Source organism: Pseudomonas sp. UBA5568 (assembly GCF_002425525.1).
GTDB classification, from domain to species: Bacteria; Pseudomonadota; Gammaproteobacteria; order Pseudomonadales; family Pseudomonadaceae; genus Aquipseudomonas; species Aquipseudomonas fulva.
The window spans coordinates 1-21950 of the sequence record NZ_DIMK01000024.1 but is presented as its reverse complement, the minus strand read 5'-3'; the positions used below and the strand labels follow the sequence as shown (position 1 = coordinate 21950).

The window sequence follows — 21950 nt, the reverse complement described above, 5'->3', positions numbered from 1 at the left end:
AAAGTCGGCCTTTGACCGTCGGCATGGCCTTCAGTTCGCCACTAAGCTAACAGAGACCGGGCCTGCTGTGCCATGTACGCCAACGGTTGTCGCCGGGGGGTGAAACGTGCCAGCGTGCAGAGTAGGATGGCGCGATGCAGCAGCGGTGCAACGAGGATTTTCATGTCGGATACGTTGAATTCAGTGCCCCAGGCGGTCGAGATCGTCAAGCGGGACAAGTGCTTCCAGGGCTTTTACAGGCTCGACAAGCTCCACCTTCGCCATGAGCTGTTCGCCGGTGGAATGGGTCGGGAAATCAGCCGTGAGCTGTTCGTGCGCCATGACGCGGTGTGCGTTCTGCCGTACGACCCGCAGCGCGATGAAGTGGTCCTGATCGAGCAGTTTCGTGTGGGTGCCCTGGACAAGGTCGCCAACCCTTGGTTGATCGAGATGGTCGCCGGGCTGATCGACAAGGACGAGCAACCTGAAGAGGTGGCGCACCGCGAGGCCGAGGAAGAGGCCGGCCTGACCTTCAGCGCGCTGTGGCCGATGACGCGCTATTTTCCTTCGCCAGGCGGCAGTGACGAATACGTCCACCTGTTCCTGGGCCGCTGCAGCGCCGAGGGTGCCGGCGGCCTGCACGGGCTGGAGTCCGAAGGCGAGGACATCCGGGTGCGCGTGTGGTCGTTCGAGGATGCCTTGCAGGCGGTACGCGACGGGCGCATCTGCAATGCCGCGACCATCATCGGCTTGCAATGGCTTGCCCTGAACCGCGACGAAGTTCGAGGTATGTGGAAGTGAACCTGTTGCGCGAGCGCTACCGGGTCGACCTGGCCGGGTTGCAGGCCGCCTGCGAGGCCAACTATGCCCGGCTGATGCGCCTGCTCCCGGACATGCGCACCACCCAGAGTTCGCGCAGCATCGGCATGACCCAGGGCGACCAGATGCTGGGCGTGCTGGTGCTCGACGTGGTCCTGGCCTGCCCCTATACCACCACGCTGCGCATACGCCAGGAGCACAGTCTGCCCTGGCTGCCGGTCCCGGTCATGGAGGTGCAGGTGTACCACGATGCCCGCATGGCCGAAGTGGTGAGTGCTGAGCACGCCCGGCGCTTGCGTAGCATCTATCCTTACCCCAACGCCGCCATGCATCAGCCGGACGAGAAAGCCCAGCTGAACCTGTTCCTGGGTGAATGGCTTTCCCACTGCCTGGCCTGCGGCCATGAACTGGTAAGCGCTCGCTGAAAGGAGACGGCCTTGCCGCACTCGAACCCTGCCGGCACCGTTAACGTGGTGCACCTGACCGACGCCCATCTGTTCGCCAGCCCCGAGGGCAGCATGCTGGGCCTCAATACCCGCGACAGCCTGCGCCATGTGGTGCAGCAGGCGTTGCGCGAGCAGCACGACACGCACCTGCTGGTGTGCACGGGGGACCTGTCCCAGGACGCCAGCGTTGCGTCCTACGCAGCCTTTGAGCAATTGACCGCAGGCTTTGCCGCGCCGGCGCGCTGGCTACCGGGCAACCATGACGAAGCGCAGGTGATGGCGCAGGTGGCGCCCGAGTTGGTGCAGCCGGTTACCGACATCGGGGTCTGGCGCATCGTCATGCTCGACACGGCAGTGCCAGGGGCGGCCCATGGTTGGCTGCAGGACGCCCAGCTCAGTGTGCTGGAGGCGGCCTTACGCACGGCAGGGGAGCGCCATTGCCTGGTGTGCCTGCACCATCAACCGGTCGACATCGGCTGCGCATGGATCGCCCCCATCGGCCTGCGCAACGCCGATGCGCTGTTCGCCGTGCTCGATCGTCATCCCCAGGTGCGCGCGCTGTTGTGGGGGCACGTGCATCAGGAATGGGATCAATGGCGCGGCGACCTGCGGCTGCTGGCCACGCCTTCGACCTGCATTCAGTTCGCGCCAGGCAGTGAGGATTTCGAGGTGAGTCAGCAGCATCCTGGCTACCGCTGGATCCGCCTGCATGCTGATGGGACGGTGGACACGGGGGTGGAGCGGGCGCTGGATTTCGAGGTCAGGCTCGATTTCGATAGCCCCGGGTATTGAACCGCGAGGCCGCTCCATTGACCGTGTGGTGCCTGAGCTGACGGGCTCTTGGGCTTGTGGGCCCAACTGTCTGGTGCCGTATCAGCAAGCCAGCGCATTGCCGTGTAGATGCCGGTCAGACGCCCATCCCGCCGCTTACACCAAAGCTGCGAATCCTCTCAGTGACTCTTCACCCTGCCCGTCGGGGAATGTGTTTCAGAAAAACCGGCGCGGCGCCAAAACCTTGCGAACGCGATACACTGCGCGTCCCTGCGCCTGCCTACAGGCGCAACGCTACAGCTTTCGGGGAGCAGCATGTCGGGTTCCATCCTTTATATACACGGCTTCAACAGTTCGCCGTTGTCAGCCAAGGCCAGGCAGCTTCAGGCCGTCATGCAGCACCTCGGGCTGATCGACCGGCTGCGCCTGCCAGCGCTGCATCACCACCCCCGCCAGGCCATCGAGCAGCTTGAAGGCTGCATCGCCGAACTGGACGCGCCGTTGCTGGTGGGCAGCTCACTGGGCGGCTACTATGCCACCTACCTGGCCGAACGCCATGGCCTCAAGGCCTTGCTGATCAATCCCGCCGTAGGGCCGCACCGCTCGTTCGACGGCTATCTGGGTACCCAGCACAACCATCACACAGGCCAGGCGTGGGAGTTGACCCTCGACCACGTCCAGGCGCTGGCCGAGCTGGAGGTCCCGCCTCCTGCGGACCCAAGCCGCTACCAGGTATGGTTGCAGACCGGTGACGAAACCCTGGACTATCGCCATGCCGAGCGGTACTACCGCCACTGCGCGCTGCGTATCCAGGCCGGTGGGGACCACAGTTTTCAAGGCTTCGCCGAGCGCCTGCCGGCCCTGCTGGCCTTCGCCGGTGTTGCCCCGACGCAGTACGCTGCACTCGATTTTTCTGTATTTTGATTTTTTTGCATTCACCAGACTGACGACGAGACCCCATGGCCAATCCCAGCGCTAGCGCCTATAACGCAGACGCCATCGAAGTCCTCTCGGGCCTTGACCCGGTTCGCAAGCGGCCGGGCATGTACACCGACACCAGCCGCCCCAACCACCTGGCCCAGGAAGTCATCGACAACAGCGTCGACGAAGCCCTCGCCGGCCACGCCCGTTCGGTGCAGGTCATCCTGCACGCCGACCATTCGCTGGAAGTCAGCGACGACGGACGCGGCATGCCGGTGGACATCCACCCAGAAGAGGGCGTGTCGGGCGTCGAACTGATCCTCACCAAGCTGCATGCCGGCGGCAAGTTCTCCAACAAGAACTACCAGTTCTCCGGCGGCCTTCACGGCGTCGGCATTTCGGTGGTCAACGCCTTGTCCACGCAGGTGCGCGTGCGCGTAAAGCGTGATGGCAACGAGTACCAGATGACCTTTGCCGATGGCTTCAAGGCAAGCGAGCTGGAAGTGGTCGGCACGGTCGGTAAGCGCAACACCGGCACCAGCGTCTATTTCAGCCCCGACCCCAAGTACTTCGACTCCCCGCGGTTTTCCATCAGCCGGCTCAAGCACGTGCTCAAGGCCAAGGCCGTGCTCTGCCCAGGCCTGCTCGTCAGTTTCGAGGACAAGGCCAGCGGCGAGAAGGTGGAGTGGCATTACGAAGACGGCCTGCGCTCCTACCTCGTGGATTCGGTCAGTGACTTCCAGCGCCTGCCCGACGAGCCGTTCTGCGGCAACCTGGCCGGCAACAAGGAAGCGGTCGATTGGGCCCTGCTGTGGCTGCCTGAAGGGGGCGACAGCATCCAGGAAAGCTACGTCAACCTGATCCCCACGGCCCAGGGCGGCACCCATGTCAACGGCCTTCGCCAGGGCCTGCTGGATGCGATGCGTGAGTTCTGCGAATTCCGCAACCTGCTGCCGCGTGGTGTGAAGCTGGCCCCCGAAGACGTCTGGGAGCGCATCACCTTCGTGCTGTCGATGAAGATGCAGGACCCACAGTTTTCCGGGCAGACCAAGGAGCGCCTTTCCTCGCGTGAAGCCGCCGCCTTCGTTTCAGGCGTGGTCAAGGATGCCTTTAGCCTGTGGCTCAACGCCCACCCGGAGCTGGGCATGCAGTTGGCCGAGTTGGCCATCAGTAACGCCGGGCGCCGCCTGAAAGCCAGCAAGAAGGTCGAGCGCAAGCGCATCACCCAGGGCCCGGCACTGCCGGGCAAGCTGGCCGACTGCGCAGGCCAGGACCCAATGCGCGCCGAGCTGTTCCTGGTCGAGGGCGACTCGGCCGGCGGTTCGGCCAAGCAGGCGCGTGACAAGGAGTTCCAGGCGATCCTGCCGCTGCGCGGCAAGATCCTCAACACCTGGGAAGTGGACGGCGGTGAAGTACTCGCCAGCCAGGAAGTGCACAACATCGCCGTCGCCATCGGCGTAGACCCAGGTGCCACCGACCTGGCCCAGCTTCGCTACGGCAAGGTGTGCATCCTGGCCGACGCCGACTCCGACGGCCTGCACATCGCCACCTTGCTGTGCGCGCTGTTCGTGCAGCATTTCCGGGCACTGGTCGAAGCCGGTCACGTGTATGTGGCCATGCCACCGCTGTACCGCATCGACCTGGGCAAGGAAATCTACTATGCCCTGGATGAAGCCGAACGAGACGGCATTCTCGACCGCCTGGTGGCAGAGAAAAAACGCGGCAAGCCGCAGGTCACCCGCTTCAAGGGCCTGGGCGAGATGAACCCGCCCCAGTTGCGCGAAACCACCATGGACCCCAACACCCGGCGCCTGGTCCAGCTCACCCTGGACGACGTGCAGACCACGTGCGAGCTGATGGACAAGCTGCTGGCCAAGAAGCGTGCAGGTGATCGCAAGGCCTGGCTGGAAACCAAGGGCAACCTGGCCGAGGTCATGGTTTGATTCGTTGGCTCCTGGCGGCTTGCCTGCCGCTGGTGGCCTTGCCGACCTTGGCAGACACCTGGCCTGAACTCGAACTGATCGGCGAGCACCCCGTCGATGGCATGCGTGCCGGTAACCTGTCGGGCCTTGCGCAATGCCGCGGCAGCTTGTGGGGTGTCTCGGACCGCGACGACGACCGTATTTACCGTTTCGAGCTCAAGGACGGTGCATGGCAGGCGCAGGCAGTGGCCTTCGACCCCCCACCGGTGCCGGAAAGCGGCTTACCATGGGGGCTGAAGATGCGGACCTGGCTGGCGTCGTGGCTGCGCGGTGGCGACCTTGACTTCGAGGGCATCACCTGTGACCAAGCCGGCAACCTGTACCTGGTCAGCGAGGCGCATGCCGCCGTGCTGCAACTGCCTGTTTCGGGCACGCCAGACTGGCTGAAGATCGATTCGGCCATGGTGCGCCAGGCGCGCGCCAGCGGCATGCTGCTGAACTTCAATGCGCTGTTCGAGGGTGTGGCCGTCAACCCTGCTGGCGATCGCCTGTGGCTGGCCGGCGAGCGTGAGCGCCGCGGGCTGGTGGCCATCGAGCGCCAACAGTCGGTGTGGGCCTGCGGGCCCCGCTGCGTCCTGTTCAGCGAAGCCGGTGTAGAGATGCAACCGCCGCAGATACCCGATGCGCGGCCGGTTTCACGGGACTTCGCCGACCTGGCCTGGTTCGACGGCAAACTGTTCACGCTCGAGCGCAATGCCTATCGCATCTGTCGCCGCGATGCCGACAGCGGCCAGGTCGAGCGCTGCTGGTCATTTGCGGCCGACGCGTTGACCGAGCCGCGCCGCTATGACCAGCTGTTCGGTGTGGCCGAGGCGCTGGTGGTCGACGCCGAGGGGGCGTGGATCGGCCTGGACAACAATGAAGGCGCGCGTGCCGATGGCGAGCGCCGACCGATCGTCTGGCGCTTTGCGGCCCCTGCCGGCGGCTGGAGCGCCAAGCCGTGAGTCAGGCACCGGGCAGACGGGCGGGCAGGGTGCTGATGATCCTGGCCTGGACGGCGGCGCTGTTTCTGGCTACGCGCTTCTTCGGGCAGTGGGAAGACCGCCAGCGCAATCCCAATGCGCAGGTCCAATCCTCCCACGGGCAAGGGTTCGTCGAGGTGCGCCTGCTAGGCAATGGCCAGGGCCACTTCGTGGCCGATGGCGCCATCAATGGCCAGGTGGTGCATTTCATGCTCGACACCGGTGCCACCGATGTCGCCATACCCGAATCCCTGGCCGACGGCCTTGCACTCAGACGTGGCAGCCCGGTAACCGTCAGCACGGCCAACGGTCGCACGCAAGGCTATCGCACCCGGCTGGACAGCCTGCAATTGGGCGATATCCACCTGCGCGACATCCGCGCGATCGTGGTGCCGGGCCTGGATGGCACCACCGTGCTGTTGGGCATGAGCGCCTTGAAACAACTTGAATTTACCCAGCGCGGCGGCACCATGCTGCTGCGCCAGAACCTGAAATGACGAGGCTCGCATGAGCGAACTACAAGACAGTCTGGACGGCGTCGAACGCCGCTCGTTGGCTGACTTCACCGAACACGCCTACCTCAACTACTCCATGTACGTGATCATGGACCGGGCCCTGCCGCATATCGGCGATGGCCTCAAGCCAGTGCAGCGGCGCATTGTCTACGCCATGAGCGAGTTGGGCCTGGACGCCGATGCCAAGCACAAGAAGTCGGCGCGTACCGTGGGCGATGTACTCGGCAAGTTCCACCCTCACGGGGACTCGGCCTGCTACGAAGCCATGGTGCTGATGGCGCAGCCCTTCAGCTACCGCTACACATTGGTGGACGGCCAGGGCAACTGGGGCGCGCCGGACGATCCCAAGTCGTTTGCCGCCATGCGCTATACCGAAGCACGGCTGTCGCGTTATGCCGAGGTGCTGCTTGACGAAGTCGGCCAAGGTACCGTGGATTGGGTGCCCAACTTCGACGGCACCTTGCAGGAACCGGCGGTGTTGCCTGCGCGCCTGCCCAACATTCTGCTCAACGGCACCACCGGTATCGCCGTGGGCATGGCCACCGATGTGCCACCGCACAACCTGCGTGAGGTGGCCAGTGCCTGCGTGCGTTTGCTCGACGAGCCAAAGGCCACCATCGAGCAGTTGTGCGAGCACATTCAAGGGCCCGATTACCCGACCGAGGCAGAGATCGTCACGCCTCGGGCCGACATCCTCAAGATGTATGAAAGCGGGCGCGGTTCGATTCGCATGCGTGCAGTGTACCGGGTCGAGGATGGCGATATCGTCGTCACGGCGTTGCCGCACCAGGTGTCCGGCGCCAAGGTACTGGAGCAGATTGCCGCACAGATGCAGGCCAAGAAGCTGCCGATGGTCGCTGACCTGCGCGATGAGTCCGATCACGAAAACCCGTGCCGTATCGTCATCATCCCGCGCTCCAATCGCGTGGATGCCGACGAGCTGATGCAGCACCTGTTCGCCACCACCGACCTTGAAAGCAGCTACCGGGTCAACGTCAACATCATCGGCCTGGACGGTCGTCCGCAGCTGAAGAACCTGCGGGCGCTGCTGCTGGAATGGCTGGAGTTCCGTACCGGCACCGTCCGGCGCCGCTTGCAGCATCGTCTGGACAAGGTGGAAAAACGCCTGCACTTGCTGGATGGTTTGCTCACTGCCTTCCTCAATCTGGACGAAGTGATTCATATCATCCGCACCGAGGAACACCCTAAGCAGGCGCTGATCGCCCGCTTCGACCTCACCGAGATCCAGGCCGATTACATCCTGGAAACCCGCCTGCGCCAGCTCGCCCGGCTGGAAGAAATGAAGATCCGTGGCGAGCAGGACGAGCTGCTCAAAGAGCAGGCCAAGCTGCAGGCGCTGCTGGGCAGCGAGGCGAAGCTGCGCAAGTTGGTGCGCAGCGAATTGCTCAAGGATGCTCAAACCTATGGCGACGACCGACGCTCGCCGATCGTCGCGCGGGCAGAAGCCAAGGCGCTCTCCGAAAACGAGCTGATGCCGACCGAGCCCGTCACGGTGGTGCTGTCGGAAAAAGGCTGGGTGCGGTGTGCCAAGGGCCATGACATCGATGCCACGGGCCTGTCGTACAAGGCCGGGGATGGGTTCAAGGCCGCAGCCGCGGGGCGCTCGAACCAATTTGCCGTGCTCATCGATTCCACCGGCCGAAGCTACTCGGTGGCTGCCCACAGCCTGCCGTCAGCCCGTGGCCAGGGCGAGCCCCTGACCGGGCGCCTGACGCCACCACCGGGCGCCACCTTCGAGTGCGTGCTGCTGCCCGAAGACGATGCGCTGTACGTGGTGGCCTCCGATGCCGGCTACGGGTTCGTGGTCAAAGGTGAAGACCTGCAGGCCAAGAACAAGGCTGGCAAAGGGCTGCTCAGCTTGCCCAACGGCGCCAAGGTGATGACGCCGCGACCGGTGCTCAACCGGGAGCAGGACTGGCTGGCAGCCGTGACCACCGAAGGCCGTCTGTTGGTGTTCAAGGTCAGTGATTTGCCGCAGTTGGGCAAGGGCAAGGGCAACAAGATCATCGGCGTGCCCGGTGACCGGGTCGCCAGCCGGGAAGAGTATGTCACCGACCTGGCCGTGGTAGCCGAAGGGGCTACGCTGGTGCTGCAAGCCGGCAAGCGGACCCTGTCACTCAAGGGCGATGACCTGGAGCACTACAAGGGCGAACGCGGCAGGCGCGGCAGCAAGCTGCCACGTGGCTTCCAGCGGGTCGATGGGCTGCAGGTCGAATTGCCCGCCTGACCGTCAGACAGGCCCGCAATGGCGATTTCACCGCCGTTGCGGGCAGAAATGCTGGAGTCGAGCACTCATTTCGCGGATGATATGCCCCCTGCGGTGCCGGCGTAGCCGTGTGCCCGTTTGAATCCATACGTATCACTGCGGCATGCCTGAAGGCAGCCGCCTGGATGGGATGATGAAATTTCTGCGCCTTCCCTTTGCGCTGTTGATGACGGGTCTATTGGGCCTTGGCGGGTGCACCATGCACCAGCCGGTTGCCTTGTACCAGCTCGACAGCGGTGATCCTGGCCAGCCGTCGCAACACGCGGGCATGGCCGTCGTGCTCGGCCCGGTTTCGGTGGCCGACTACCTGCAACGTGAGACGTTCCTGCAACGCCAGGCCGACGGCAGCCTCAGCGCCGCCACCGACGGGCGCTGGGCGGGCAGCCTGTCCTCGGACATCGATCAATTGCTGGTGCGGCAGCTGGCCTGGCGTCTGGATAGCCAGCGCGTGGTGCTGGCGCCGGCGACGGCAGGTTTCAGCCCGGACGTGCAAGTGCTGCTGTCGATCACGCGGCTGGACTCTGGCAAGAACCAACCCGCGGTTCTGGATGCACAATGGCGTGTGCTCGACCGCCGTGGCCAGGTCCGTGACAACCGCATCGTGCATTTGGAGCAGAAGCATGAAGGTAGCGAGGCCTCGCAGGTACAGGCGCAAGGTCAATTGCTGCAGAAGCTGGCCGAGCAACTGAGCACTGCGGTGAAGCCGTTGGCAAACCAGCCGGCCATTGCCGAAGCCGCACCCAAGAAGCCTGCAGCGCCTGTGCAGGTCAAGAAGCAGCCCGAGAAATCCAAAATCCCGATGGCCTCGCCGATTCGTACCGACATGGAAGTGTATCGGTTCTAACCGAAGGCCAGGCATGAAGAAGCCCGCCTCAAGGCGTAATGCTGTTCATTTAGGGCCGCTCCGCGACCCATCGCGGCACAAGGCCGCTCGCACAGTGACTGCGTGACGCTTGAGTTAGCGGGCTCACTGGGCATCGTGGGAGCGGCCTTTGTGCCGCGATGGGCCGTGAAACGGCCCCAACACGCTTAAGTGAACAGCATTAGCATCAAGGCGGGCTTTTTCGTGGGCGCTGTACAGGGCCGCGCAGCGACCCTGTAATGGCTCAGGCGCGGCGTTCGTGCATGCGGGCCAGTTGGCGTTCCAGCATCGAGGGGTACGGCTCCATCAAGCGCTCCACGCAGCATGCCCCTTCCGGGCTTGCGATTGGGCGAATGCGAGCTCGCTGGCGGATCAAACCGTCGTCGTTGACCTTACGCTCGACCAGCAGCAGGTTGCGGCTGTGTTGAGACAGTGCCAGCGCGTCCTGCACCTTTTCAGCCATCAGCAGGTCGACCAGTTCCAGGCCATCGAGGTCATTGCTCATGGCAAGGCCCAGTTGCAGTTGCAAGGTGATGCCGCTGTCAGCGACGTCGATCTGCAAGGCATGGCCCAAGGCGCGTAGCAACTCGCCGCAACAGATGGCATTAGTGAGGTAGTCCTCGCCGCACTGGCGGCTGTGGAACAGGACCAATGTACTGCCGTCGTTGAGGGTGTGGGTTTCGCCCTCGTACAGCGAGGCCGCATGCTCCAGGCACTCCTGATAGCGCTCGGTCAGCTCGGTCAGGCGGGTGCGCGGCAAGCGCCGCAGCTGCTCCTGGGAACCCAGTTGCACGGCAAGCACCGCGCTGAACTGAGGCTCATCGGACTCCACTTCGACCGCGTGTGCCGGTGCGTCGTCGTCCAGCAGGCCGGCGAACGCCTCGTCGTCATCGTCCGCGCTCGTGACGGTAGTGCGCTGAGCAGGCTTGGAAACGGGGGCGGGCGCGTCATCGAAATGCTCGTCGTCCTCAGGCTCCGGTTCCGGCTCTGGCGGAGGCGGTGGGGCCAAGCGGGCATGCAGTTGCCGGGCGATGTCGCCGATCTCGTCCTGGCGGTCGGTGGCGGGCGTGTAATACTGCGGATCGCGCAACCAGACCCGCAGTTGCAGCAGCGGCAAGGTGATGAATCGGCCTTGGCGCAGGCTCAGGGTCAGGGCAAGCACCAGCAGAATGGCCGCCAGGATGGCCATGCTCTGCATGCTGATCAACATGGGCTGCTGGAACTGGCTCATGTCCAGGCTCATGCGCAGTTGCCCGGCAGCCACGTCCTGGAAGGTGATTTTGGTCTGATAGACGCCCTCGGCCTCACCCAGCAGGCTGTTGCGCGGCCGCTGGCCTGCCTCGGCGAGGATGCGGTTGTCGACGCTGTAGATGGCGGCGTGTGCCACCAGCGGGTTCTTCACCAGGTTGCCCAGCAGCACGTTGAGGCTGAGGATATCGTTGGCCACCAGCAACTCGGTCGCCGACGTCGCCGTCTGGGTCGTCAGGCTCTGGCCCACGGCATCGGCCTGATCGTGCATGGCCTGCTTGAACTGCAACCCCATGACGCAGGCATAGATCACCAGCGCCAGGGCCACCAGGAAGATGTTGGTGCAGGCGATGCGCAATGCCAATGGCACGCGACGTTGACTCAGGGCGCGATAGATCATCAGGAAGAAATTGTCTGTTTTGACTGAGGTGGGCCGGTTCACTGAGCTCGGCTCTTAATGGCATGAAGTGGGGGGGAGTATAGCGACCCGGGTTTTGTCGGCAAAGTAGCGTTAGCGCCCGATGGTCACGGAAAATCGGTAGAATGCGCATTTTTCATCGAAGTCGGAGCCTGGTTGTGCGCGAAATCGTCCTGATCAACATCACCGGTGAGGACCGCCCCGGTCTTACTGCTGCCATCACTGGCGTCCTGCTGCAGGGCGGTGTGAGCATTCTCGATATCGGCCTGGCGGTGATGCACGGCACATTGTCGTTCGGCATCCTGGTGGATATTCCGGATAACGAAGTGGCGACCAAGCTGCTGCAGAGCGTCCAGGCCAAGGCGCACGAGCTGAACCTGCAGGCGCGCTACACACCGATTTCCGAAGCGGACTACCAGCACTGGGCCGATGGCCATGGTGAAGCACGGCACGTGGTCACCCTGCTCAGCCGCAAGATCTCGCCAGACCAGTTGCAGCGTGTCAGCGCCATCATCAGCCAGCACGGGCTGACCATCGAGCGCATCGAGCGCCTGTCGGCCCGGGTGGCCCTGGACGCGGACACCAGCAAGGGCAAGGCTGCGGTGGAGATTTCGGTTCGCGGCGAGCCTGACGATGGCCAGGCGTTGCGCGCCGAGTTCTTTGCCTTGTCCGAGGCTCTGAGCATCGACATCGCCTTCCAGCGGGACGACCTGTTCCGCCGCAACCGCCGCCTGGCCGTGTTCGACATGGATTCGACCCTGATCGAGGCTGAAGTGATCGACGAGCTGGCCAAGGCCGCTGGCGTGGGCGAGCAGGTCGCGGCGATCACCGAGCGGGCCATGCGTGGCGAGTTGGACTTCCGGGCCAGCTTCAAGGAGCGCATGGCGCTGCTCAAGGGCCTGGATGTCAGCGTGCTGGATGAAATCGGCGCATCGCTGCGTTTGACCGAAGGTGCGGAAAACCTCTTTGCCGAGCTCAAGCGCCTGGGTTACAAGACCGCCATTCTGTCGGGTGGCTTCACCTACTTCGCCCGCCAGGTACAGGCGCGCCTGGGCATCGACTACGTCTTTGCCAATGAGCTGGAAGTGGTCGATGGCAAGGTGACTGGCGTGGCGGTGGAGCCTATCGTCGATGCCCAGCGCAAGGCCGAGCTGCTTCAGCAATTGGCCAGCGAAGAAGGCCTGCAACTGGAACAGACCATCGCCGTGGGCGATGGCGCGAACGACTTGCCGATGCTGGCGCTGGCGGGGCTGGGCGTAGCCTTCCGCGCCAAGCCGCTGGTGCGGCAGTCGGCCAAGCAGGCAATTTCCACGCTGGGCCTTGATGGCGTGCTGTACCTGCTGGGCCTGCGCGATCGCGACACACGCGGCTGATACAGCCTGCGCTTGCGCAAAGCGGCCCCAGGGCTCTGGCGCTAGCGCCCGAACCCTGGGGCCACGTCTCAGGCCATTACGCCTGCAACGGCGTGGCCAACAGCTGGCCCATGCGCACGGCCGAGGCGGCGCCCACGTGTTCGGCCCATTTGACCTGGTCGGGGCCGAACAGCACGATCGCCGTCGAGCCCAACTTGAACCGACCCAGCTCGGCGCCTTTTTCCAGGTGAATCGGCGCACGGCTGGCGTCGTCGTAGCGGAAGGTCTTGAGCTCGCGCTTGGGCGGCGTGATCAGCCCTGCCCAGACGGTCTCGATGGAAGCCACGATCATGGCACCGACCAACACGACCGCCATCGGGCCGCGCTCGGTGTCGAACAGGCAGACCACCCGCTCATTGCGAGCGAACAGTTCGGGCACGTTTTCTGCGGTGGTCTGGTTGACCGAGAACAGCCGCCCCGGCACGTAGACCATCTCGCGCAACGTGCCTGCCAGCGGCATGTGCACGCGGTGGTAGTCCTTGGGTGACAGGTAGACAGTGGCAAACTCGCCGCCCATGAAGGGGGCCGCCATGGCCGGGTCGCCGCCCAGCAGTTCCTGTGCGCTGTAGCTGTGGCCCTTGGCCTGGAAGATGCGGCCGTGCTCGATCGGTCCCACCTGGCTCACTGCACCGTCGGCCGGGCACAGGATGGCGCCGGGGGTCTGGTCCAGGGGGCGTGCGCCGGGTTTCAGGGCACGGGTGAAGAACGCGTTGAAGTGCTCGTAGGCGGTCAAGTCTTCGACCAGCGCCTCACGCATGTCGACCTGGTAGCGCTTGGCAAACCAGGCGGTGAAGGCGTTCTTGAACCAGCGGGCGCGGCACTCGGCAACGCAGCCGGCCAGGCGCGACAGCAGGTGATGCGGCAGCAGGTACTGGCTGATGATGAACAGACGGGATTTCATTCAGGTTCCTTAAACTTCTACAGGCGTGTCCGGGTGGTTGCCCCATTCGCTCCAGGAGCCAGCGTACGCTTTGACTCGCGGGTAGCCGAGGGCCTTTGCCACCAGATAAGTGAAGCCGGAGCGGCGATGCGTCTGGCAGTGGGTGATCACTTCCTTGTCAGGCGTGATACCAAGGGACTGCAGCACTTCGGCGATGTCCGGGCGGATGCGCAGATGGTCATTGAGGTCCATGCCGGCGGTCCATTCGAAATTGACCGCACCGGGTATGTGCCCGCCTTTGGCCGCGAGCATTTTTTCGCCGGTGAATTCCTGTGGGGCGCGAGCATCCCAGATTGCCAGGTCATCGGCGCCCAGGCGGCTTTGCAGGTATTCGCGGGTGGCGGTGGGTTCCGGATGCAGGTGCAAACTCACCGGCTGGGTACCCTTGGCAGGCACATCGGTACTGAGCCGGTCGGCAGGCCAGGTCTGGATGCCACCGTTGAGGTAGTGGTACCGGGTGTGACCGATCACATCGAGCAGCCAGATGAAGCGGCCAGCCCAGCCACCGCCATCATCGTCATACACCACATAGACGGCATCGCTGCGGTGGCCCAGTTCGCCGAACAGCTTTTCCAGGTCGCTCAACGGCGGTAGCAGCCCCGGTGCAGGCGGCTGACCGAGCTGAGTCCGCTTGCCCTCGACGAAATGCGCGCCCGGGATATGCCCGCTGACGTAACGATTGGCGCTGCTGAGGTCGACCAGGATCAAGTCGGGCGAGCCCAGGCGTGGCAACAGGTCGGCGGCTTCGATCACCAGCGGCAGGCCGGAAAAGTCGGTCATCCACGGTCTCCAGTGTGCAAAGAGGCGATTGTAGCGCAAGGCTCAGCCCTTGCGGTTGGCAAACACCGATAGCGCCCGTTCGATGCATTGCGAGGTTTTGCCAAAAGCCTGCACGCTGATGTCGGCCAGGGGCCGGCACCCTTGGTCGGCCACCAAGAGCATCAGCACCTGGTCATTGACCGCCAGCGAGCGCAGCAGCACATGCTCGCCTCGGAACAGGGCACGCAAGGGCGGCGGCAACAACGAGGCGAACTGGGTGTGGTTTTCGGGTGTAATGCGCAGTTGCCCGGCCTTGGACATCAGCTTTTGCAGCAGCTTATTCGCCGCCACCGGCAATATCAGGCTGCTCGCCTCTTTCGCTAGCCCGGCTGCCTGCTGCACGCGCAGGCAGTCATTGGCACGGTCCAGGCCCAGCAGCAGCAGGCGTTGCATGCCGCACGCCAGTACCGCTTCGCGGGCCTGGGCCGCCAGGTGCACGGTATTGGCGAAAGGACTGGGCTGGGCCAGCAAGTCCTGGCAGAGCGACCGCCAGCGCGCCAGTTCTTCGGCGGTGGGGGGCGGGGGCGCCAGCATGTCCGGGTGGGGGCGGCGTTGATGCCAGGGCCAGATCAAGGCCTCGGCAGGGTGGAACAGTGCTAGGCGCGCATGACGCCTGGCACTGGCCGCAGCTTGTTGGTGAACCTGCTGTTGAACATCTTCGAGCGAGGTCTGCAGGTAGAGTGCGGTCAGCAGTTGCCAGCGCAGCAGGTGGGGATTGTCCCAGCCCACCTGCGCTGCCAGTGCCAGGTTGTTGGCCAGCAGCACGGTGTTGGCCGGTTGGTTGAACCAGCGCCGCAGGCCGGGCTCGGCATCGAGCCGGTGTTGTTGATTGAGCAGGTCTTCGTCCCGAGCGATGTTCAACACCTGGGCAAGCTGGTCGCGCTCCTCGAGCAGCAGGCGATAGCCCTGGGTCACCCATTGCGGCAGGCGCCACTGCTGGGCCACGGCCTGGCACAGCGCCATGATGCGAACACCGAACAGCTCCTGCTCGACAATGGCGGCGTCTTCACCTTTATGGATGACCCGCAGCTCCCAGGTGTCGAGCAGCTTCGGGTGGGCCAATGCCAGCGGCCATAACGGGGACAGGAACAGCAGGCTACCCCAGTGAATTTCCTGCCACAGCCGCGCCAGACGGCTGGCGAACAGGCCGCTGGCCTGCTGCGAGGCATGCTGGCTGATCAACTGGAACTGGCGCAGCACCGGCGGGATGTCTTCGATCGGCAGGGCTGGCAGGCGCCTGAGCAGGAGAGCGCTACGCTCAAGCCCCAGGCGATTGAGGGCGATCTCCAGGCTTTCGGCCGGCTCGGCCTGGCTGGCGTTGGTCGGGTGGTTGGCTTCGCGCATCACCGAAAGCACCAGGGCCGGGCTGTCCTGCATCAGCTCGGCGATGTCGCGCAATGAACGCCGGTTATCGTTGATGGCCGCCATGACCCGGTCGTAGCTGTGCTTGGGCACAGGAATGCGCACACTCTCCAGCAACTTCACCCAAGCCTCTAGCGTACGCGGGGCCTGGCCGGATACCTCGGTTTCGATTGGCATTTTGACATCAGTCCAAACTGGCTTTTCGCTTTTAGTGGCTATAGTCTGGCGCAGTTCTGCCGATAAGGAGAAGAAGAGTTTTGACGCTCCCGCCTCTTTCCCTGACCACGACAGCAAGTGCTTTGAATCTATGGCTAAAATTATCGGCATCATCGTCGTATTCGCGAGCGTGCTCGGCGGCTACGTCCTCTCCCACGGCAAGATTGCGGCGCTGATCCAGCCGTTCGAAGTGCTGATCATCGGCGGCGCGGCCTTTGGTGCGTTCCTGCAAGCCAACCCTGGCTACATGACGATGCACGTTCTGAAGAAGTCGATGAAGATGTTCGGCTCGCGCTTCACCCATGGCTATTACCTGGAAGTGCTGGGGCTGGTCTATGAGATTCTCAACAAGAGCCGCCGCGAAGGCATGATGGCCATCGAGGCCGACATCGAAGACGCCTCGGCCAGCCCGATCTTTGCCAAGTACCCGACCGTACTGGCCGATGAGCGCATGACTGCGTTCGTCTGCGACTACCTGCGCATCATGTCCACCGGCAACATGGCCCCCCACGAACTCGAAGGCCTGTTCGACATGGAGCTGCTGAGCATGAAGGAGGAGCTGGAGCATCCATCCCACGCGGTCACTGGGGTCGCAGATGGCATGCCAGGCTTTGGTATCGTTGCAGCCGTATTGGGCATCGTCGTCACCATGGCGTCGCTGGGCGATGGTGACCAGGCAGCCATCGGTATGCACGTGGGCGCCGCCCTGGTGGGTACCTTCTTCGGTATTCTCGCCGCCTATGGCTTCTTCGGCCCGCTGGCCAAGTGCCTTGAGCACGATGCCAAGGAAGAACTCAACCTGTACGAGTCGATCAAGGCCTCGCTGGTCGCTTCGGCCTCGGGCATGCCGCCGTCGCTGGCCGTGGAGTTCGGGCGCAAGGTGCTGTACCCCAAGCATCGCCCCAGCTTCTCCGAGCTCGAGCAAGCGGTACGCGGTCGCTGAGTCATGGAGAACAATCAGCCCATCATCGTCAAGCGCGTAAAGCGCTTTGGCGGCGGCCACCACGGTGGCGCCTGGAAGATCGCCTTTGCCGACTTCGCCACGGCCATGATGGCGTTCTTTCTGGTGCTGTGGTTGCTGTCGACGGCAACACCTGAGCAGAAGATCGCCATCGCCGGGTACTTCAAGGACCCGATCGGCTTCTCCGAAAGCGGTACACCTTACGTCATCGACCTGGGCGGCTCGCCCGAGCTGGCGCCGGAAAAGACCATCAACCCCGAGGTGAAATCGGAGCCGACCCCCGACACCAGCATCGAACTGAACAAGGACCAGGTGGAAACCATGGCCGAGCAGGTCGAGCGCGAGCGCCTCGAGCTGCTGCTGCAGGAGTTGCAGAACAAGGTGGAAGAGAACCCGCAGCTGCAGAAGTTCAAGGACCAGATCCTGTTCGAGATCACTCAGGACGGCCTGCGCATCCAGATCATGGACGCCGAGAACCGGCCCATGTTCGACATCGGCAGCGCACGCTTGCAGCCGTATTTCGAGGACATCCTGCTGGCCATGGCCGATACCATCAAGACCGTGCCCAACAAGATCAGCGTCAGTGGCCATACCGATGCCAAGCCGTACGCAGGTGCTGGCGAGTTCGGCAACTGGGAACTGTCGGCCAACCGCGCCAATGCTGCACGGCGGGCACTGGTAGCAGGGGGCTATCCAGAGGGTCAGGTGGCACGGGTGGTGGGGTATGCGTCTTCGTCGCTGTTCGATCGCAAGAACCCGCTCAACCCGGTAAACCGCCGGATCGACATCATCGTGCTGACCAAGAAGGCCCAGCGTGATATCGAAGGCGAGCAGGGCGCCGCGCCCCCGCCGGCTGAAGCGCCTGCCGGGGCGCAGGCACCGTCACCATCCGCACCGGCACCTTCGGCGGTCGATGGCCAGACGCCCATGCAGCCACGTGAGTTGCGCCAGAAGCTCAACATCTTCGAGAACGGCACGTTGAAGATGGATGAGACCAAGGAGCAGTGAGGGCTTGGCAGCCCCGCGGGGCTGCCGGTCACTGCCGGATCGGACGAGGCGCCATGCCTGCATCGTGCTCGCAGGGGTTGATCAGTAGGTTTCTTCCGGCAGGCTGGCGATGATCGAGCGGTAGCTGTTCATTCGCTGAGGCTTGATTCGCCCGTCTTCCAGGGCCTTGAGCAGAGCGCACCCGGGCTCGCGATCATGCTTGCAGTCGCGGAAACGACAGGTGCCGAACAGGTCGCGGAACTCGATGAAGCCTTCTTCTACATCGGTGCGGCTGACGTGCCCCAGGCCGAACTCACGGATGCCCGGCGAGTCGATCAGGTCGCCCCCGTTGGGGAAGTGATAGAGGCGGGCGGTGGTGGTGGTATGGGTGCCCTGGCCCGACCATTCCGACAGGTCACCGACCCGGGTGCCGGCCTGTGGCAGCAGGCTGTTGACCAGTGACGACTTGCCCACCCCCGACTGACCGACGAAGACGCTGATGTGTCCATCCAGCGCCTGCTGCAGGCGCTGCATGCCATCCCCTTGGTGCGCCGACACTTCCAGCAGCGGGTAGCCCAGTTCACGGTAGACGTCCAGGAGCGCCTGCAGGCCTGGCCCGTTTTCGTCATTGACCAGGTCGGCCTTGTTCAGCAGCAACAGGGGCCGCAGGCCGGCATGTTCGGCGGCCACCAGGTAGCGGTCGATGAGGTTGGGGTGCGGTTCCGGCGCCGGTGCGAAAACGATGACGATGAGGTCGACGTTGGCGGCCACTGGCTTGAGCTGGCCATGGTTGTTGGGGCGGCACAGTTCGGTTGCACGGGGCATCTGCGCAACGATGACGCCGATCCCCTGGTTGCCGGCACGCCAGACCACGCGGTCGCCGGTGACCAATGCCGGGAGGTTGGCGCGCAGGTGGCAGCGAAATACCTGGCCTGCGGTGTCGCCATCTTGGGCTTCGACTTCGACTTGCACGCCGAAGTGTGCGATCACCAGCCCCAGCTGTTCGGGCCCAAGGTCGCCGCCTTCCAGTTCCTGCAAGGCATGCTGCTCGCGCTTTGCTGCACGTGCAGCGCGCTCGTTCTGGATTTTTTCGATACGCCAGTTCTGGCGACGGTTGAGCTGGCGTTTGGCCATGAACGCTCCGTAGAAGGCCCCGAGCGGGGCGTAGAAAACGACTGGCAGTCTAGCATGCCGGGCCTGAACGCTGTCCGCTTCACTTTGGTTCATGAGGGTGCACTGCGCTAATATAAGCCTCCATCGGAGGAGTGCCTGCATGCAAAACCCACAGAACCTGATCTGGATCGACCTGGAGATGACCGGGCTGGATCCGGACAGCGATGTCATCATCGAGATGGCCACCATCGTCACCGACAGCGACCTCAATACGCTGGCCGAGGGACCGGTCATCGCCATCCACCACAGTGATGAAGTGCTGGCGCGCATGGACGACTGGAACACCCGCACCCACGGCGCCTCCGGCCTGACCCAGCGGGTGCGTGAGAGCCAGGTGAGCATGGCCCAGGCCGAGGCCCAGACCATCGCCTTCCTCGAGCAGTGGGTACCCAAGGGCAAGTCGCCTATCTGCGGGAACAGCATCTGCCAGGACCGTCGGTTCCTGTACCGGCACATGCGTCAGCTGGAAAATTACTTCCATTACCGCAACCTCGACGTCTCCACCCTCAAGGAGCTGGCAGCGCGCTGGGCCCCCGAGGTGCGAGACAGCTTCAGCAAGGGCAACACGCACCTGGCGCTGGACGACATCCGCGAATCCATCGCCGAGCTGCGCCACTACCGCGAACACTTCATCAAATTCTAAAAAACGTAGCTCACACGCTGCATGCGGCCAGCCAATGACGGGCCGGGCACTGATGCCCGGTTCCATGCGCTGACGGCCGCTCGCGTGTGTGATCGGCGTGGGTCTTGCTCATGTTGCTGATGCTTTATCTGATCGCCATCACTGCCGAAGCGATGACCGGTGCGCTGTCTGCCGGCCGTCGCGGCATGGACTGGTTCGGCGTGGTGCTGATCGCGTGCGTGACCGCATTGGGCGGTGGTTCGGTGCGTGACATGCTGTTGGGGCACTACCCGCTGACGTGGGTCAAGCACCCGGAATACTTGGTGCTGACCAGCTGCGCGGCGCTGTTGACCATTTTCATCGCGCCGATGATGCGCCGCCTGCGCTCCCTGTTTCTGGTGCTCGACGCCTTGGGGCTGGTGGCCTTTACCCTCATTGGTTGCATGACCGCGCTGGAGATGGGGCAGGGGATGCTGGTGGCGTCCATCAGCGGTGTGATCACGGGGGTCTTCGGCGGAATTCTGCGGGATATCTTCTGCAATGACATTCCGCTTGTGTTCCGCCGGGAGTTATACGCAAGCGTGTCGTTCGCCGCGGCCTGGTTCTACCTGGGCTGCGACTACTTCAAGGTGCCCGCGGAGCAAGCCATGCTGCTGACGTTGTTCGGTGGGTTTCTGGTGCGGTTGCTGGCTATTCGCTTTCACTGGGAGATGCCCAAGTTTCATTACAATGACCAACAGTGAAGGTGGGCGCCCGCACCCGGCTAGCAGGCTCAGGCTTTGTGCTTCACCGCAAGGCTGCAGAGGCGGCGTAGCCTCCCAGCAGGTTCATGCCACCCCGTGCCGGGCAAGCGCCCACTCCACGTGCTCCCTCACCAGCGGCGAGGCATCGTCGCGCCTCGCCTTGAGGGCTTCGATGACCGGGATCGTGGAAGGGGCGTTGCCCAGGCCGACGGCCAGGTTGCGCAGCCAGCGCTCGTAACCGGCACGTCGCAGAGGCCCGCCTTCGGTCTTGCGCAGGAAAGTAGGCTCATCCCACAGAAACATCTGCGCCAGCTCCGCGTTCTCCAGGCCGTGGCGGGGCTGGAAGTCCTGCTCGCGGCTGGGCTTGGCGAAGCGGTTCCAGGGGCAGACGATCTGACAGTCGTCGCAGCCGAATACCCGGTTGCCCATCATCGAGCGCAACTCCACGGGAATCGGCCCTTTGAGTTCGATGGTCAGGTAGGAGATGCAGCGGCGGGCATCCAGCACGTACGGGCCGACGAAGGCCTGGGTGGGGCAGATGTCCAGGCAAGCCGTGCAGCGGCCGCAGTGTTCGCTGGTGGTGGCCTGGTCCACTGGCAGAGGCAGGTCGACGAACAGTTCGGCCAGAAAGAAATAGCTGCCGGCCTTGCGGTTGAGCAACAGGGTGTTCTTGCCGATCCAGCCAAGCCCGGCTTGTTCGGCCAGGGCCTTTTCCAGAACTGGCGCGCTGTCGACGAAGGCTCGGTAGCCAAAGGGGCCAATGGCCTGCTGGATGCGGTCGGCCAGCGACTGCACACGCTTGCGCACCAGCTTGTGGTAGTCCCTGCCCAAGGCATAGCGGGACACGTAGGCCTTCTCCGGCTGGGCCAGGCGCTGCGCCATCTGCGTGTCGCCGGGCAGATAGTCCATGCGCAGCGAGACGACGCGCACGGTGCCTGGGATCAGTTGCTCGGGGTGGGCGCGCTTGCTGCCGTGCGCCCCCAGGTATTCCATCTCCCCCTGATAACCGGCGTCCAGCCAGCGCTGCAGGTGGTGCTCGTGTTCGCCCAGGTCGATACCGGCGATGCCGACGTGGGCAAAGCCCAGTTCCTGGCCCCACAGCTTGATGTTGTGGGCCAATGCGTCGAGGTCAGGTGTGGAGGCGGACATGGATGGGCAAGCAATACGGGCAGAGGTGCGTATAATTCTGCCAGACATTGGAGCTTTTGACCCCATGCAACAGACCAGTAACCCCCTACACACCCCCACAGTGCTGAGCAGCCTGACCGTTGCCCACCTGCCGCCACGGCCTGCTCAGGCCCATAAAGGTGACTTCGGCCATGTGCTGGTGGTCGGCGGCGACCTTGGCACCGGCGGCTCCGTCCTGCTCAGTGCCGAGGCCGCCTTGCGCTGCGGCGCTGGGCTGGTGAGCGTGGCCACGCGGCCGGAGCACGTGGGCGCCGGGCTGACCCGCATGCCCGAAACCATGTGCCTGGGCGTGCAGTCGGCCAACCAGTTGATGACCG

Annotated in this window: 21 protein-coding genes; 15 read left to right on the top strand and 6 right to left on the bottom strand. The window is 64.0% G+C overall.

Annotated features, from left to right (window positions below):
• Positions 1–162: 162 nt before the first annotated feature.
• The 9 genes from B2S33_RS07730 to B2S33_RS07690 all read left to right on the top strand — a co-directional run bounded on the left by B2S33_RS07730 (position 163) and on the right by B2S33_RS07690 (position 9526).
• The gene (locus tag B2S33_RS07730; RefSeq protein ID WP_023532940.1) at positions 163–780 is read left to right on the top strand and encodes an NUDIX domain-containing protein; all 618 of its coding nucleotides are present in this window, start codon (positions 163–165) and stop codon (positions 778–780) included.
• Positions 735–1223: a DUF1249 domain-containing protein gene (locus tag B2S33_RS07725; protein WP_219858223.1), complete on the top strand. Its 489-nt coding sequence runs from the start codon at positions 735–737 to the stop codon at positions 1221–1223. The genes B2S33_RS07730 and B2S33_RS07725 overlap by 46 nt, the downstream gene beginning before the upstream one ends.
• 12 nt (positions 1224–1235) lie before the next feature.
• Entirely contained in the window at positions 1236–2036 is an 801-nt protein-coding gene (gene cpdA, locus B2S33_RS07720; RefSeq protein ID WP_027913972.1) for a 3',5'-cyclic-AMP phosphodiesterase, read from the top strand.
• A 294-nt stretch (positions 2037–2330) separates the two neighbouring features.
• Positions 2331–2939, top strand: coding sequence for a YqiA/YcfP family alpha/beta fold hydrolase (locus B2S33_RS07715; RefSeq protein ID WP_027913971.1), 609 nt, complete (start codon positions 2331–2333; stop codon positions 2937–2939).
• 35 nt (positions 2940–2974) lie between these two features.
• On the top strand, positions 2975–4879 hold the full coding sequence (parE, locus tag B2S33_RS07710; protein ID WP_027913970.1) for a DNA topoisomerase IV subunit B: 1905 nt from the start codon (positions 2975–2977) through the stop codon (positions 4877–4879).
• On the top strand, positions 4876–5862 hold the full coding sequence (locus B2S33_RS07705; RefSeq protein WP_196132468.1) for an esterase-like activity of phytase family protein: 987 nt from the start codon (positions 4876–4878) through the stop codon (positions 5860–5862). Before parE ends, B2S33_RS07705 begins: the two co-directional genes overlap by 4 nt.
• Positions 5859–6377, top strand: coding sequence for a retropepsin-like aspartic protease family protein (locus B2S33_RS07700; protein WP_111475559.1), 519 nt, complete (start codon positions 5859–5861; stop codon positions 6375–6377). Before B2S33_RS07705 ends, B2S33_RS07700 begins: the two co-directional genes overlap by 4 nt.
• Positions 6378–6387: 10 nt before the next feature.
• On the top strand, positions 6388–8643 hold the full coding sequence (gene parC / locus B2S33_RS07695; RefSeq protein ID WP_027913967.1) for a DNA topoisomerase IV subunit A: 2256 nt from the start codon (positions 6388–6390) through the stop codon (positions 8641–8643).
• Between the two features lie 172 nt (positions 8644–8815).
• On the top strand, positions 8816–9526 hold the full coding sequence (locus B2S33_RS07690; protein ID WP_023532908.1) for a PqiC family protein: 711 nt from the start codon (positions 8816–8818) through the stop codon (positions 9524–9526).
• Between the two features lie 262 nt (positions 9527–9788).
• Here the strand turns inward: B2S33_RS07690 and B2S33_RS07685 are convergent, their stop codons facing one another.
• Complete coding sequence (locus B2S33_RS07685; protein WP_027913966.1) at positions 9789–11234, bottom strand: histidine kinase; 1446 nt, start codon at positions 11232–11234, stop codon at positions 9789–9791.
• 134 nt (positions 11235–11368) lie between these two features.
• Here B2S33_RS07685 and serB point away from each other — a divergent pair, with 134 nt between their 5' ends.
• The gene (serB, locus tag B2S33_RS07680) at positions 11369–12583 is read left to right on the top strand and encodes a phosphoserine phosphatase SerB (RefSeq protein ID WP_058604066.1); all 1215 of its coding nucleotides are present in this window, start codon (positions 11369–11371) and stop codon (positions 12581–12583) included.
• Positions 12584–12659: 76 nt separating this feature from the next.
• Here serB and asd read toward each other — a convergent pair whose 3' ends face one another.
• From asd to B2S33_RS07665, 3 genes are read right to left on the bottom strand one after another with little or no spacing between them, the layout of a single operon-like run.
• Positions 12660–13523, bottom strand: coding sequence for an archaetidylserine decarboxylase (gene asd / locus B2S33_RS07675; protein ID WP_027913964.1), 864 nt, complete (start codon positions 13521–13523; stop codon positions 12660–12662).
• 9 nt (positions 13524–13532) lie between these two features.
• A complete protein-coding gene (locus B2S33_RS07670) occupies positions 13533–14342 on the bottom strand; it encodes a rhodanese-like domain-containing protein (protein WP_027913963.1) in 810 nt (269 codons plus the stop codon).
• Between the two features lie 42 nt (positions 14343–14384).
• Positions 14385–15920 (bottom strand): HDOD domain-containing protein, encoded by a 1536-nt coding sequence (locus B2S33_RS07665; protein ID WP_280077523.1) that lies wholly within the window; start codon positions 15918–15920, stop codon positions 14385–14387.
• A gap of 130 nt (positions 15921–16050) precedes the next feature.
• Here B2S33_RS07665 and motA point away from each other — a divergent pair, with 130 nt between their 5' ends.
• On the top strand, positions 16051–16902 hold the full coding sequence (gene motA, locus B2S33_RS07660) for a flagellar motor stator protein MotA (RefSeq protein WP_023532967.1): 852 nt from the start codon (positions 16051–16053) through the stop codon (positions 16900–16902).
• Between the two features lie 3 nt (positions 16903–16905).
• The gene (gene motB, locus B2S33_RS07655) at positions 16906–17928 is read left to right on the top strand and encodes a flagellar motor protein MotB (protein ID WP_110607544.1); all 1023 of its coding nucleotides are present in this window, start codon (positions 16906–16908) and stop codon (positions 17926–17928) included.
• An 81-nt stretch (positions 17929–18009) separates the two neighbouring features.
• Here the strand turns inward: motB and rsgA are convergent, their stop codons facing one another.
• Positions 18010–19041, bottom strand: coding sequence for a small ribosomal subunit biogenesis GTPase RsgA (gene rsgA, locus B2S33_RS07650; RefSeq protein ID WP_023532943.1), 1032 nt, complete (start codon positions 19039–19041; stop codon positions 18010–18012).
• 139 nt (positions 19042–19180) lie between these two features.
• Here rsgA and orn point away from each other — a divergent pair, with 139 nt between their 5' ends.
• Positions 19181–19723, top strand: a complete 543-nt coding sequence (orn, locus tag B2S33_RS07645) for an oligoribonuclease (RefSeq protein WP_027913960.1) — start codon at positions 19181–19183, stop codon at positions 19721–19723.
• A 110-nt stretch (positions 19724–19833) separates the two neighbouring features.
• Complete coding sequence (locus B2S33_RS07640) at positions 19834–20445, top strand: trimeric intracellular cation channel family protein (RefSeq protein WP_027913959.1); 612 nt, start codon at positions 19834–19836, stop codon at positions 20443–20445.
• Positions 20446–20529: 84 nt separating this feature from the next.
• Here the strand turns inward: B2S33_RS07640 and queG are convergent, their stop codons facing one another.
• Entirely contained in the window at positions 20530–21594 is a 1065-nt protein-coding gene (gene queG / locus B2S33_RS07635; RefSeq protein ID WP_028687879.1) for a tRNA epoxyqueuosine(34) reductase QueG, read from the bottom strand.
• A gap of 64 nt (positions 21595–21658) precedes the next feature.
• Between queG and B2S33_RS07630 the strand changes: the two genes are divergently transcribed.
• Positions 21659–21950 (top strand): NAD(P)H-hydrate dehydratase (locus B2S33_RS07630; protein WP_288650120.1); only part of this gene is annotated, 292 nt, incomplete at its 3' end.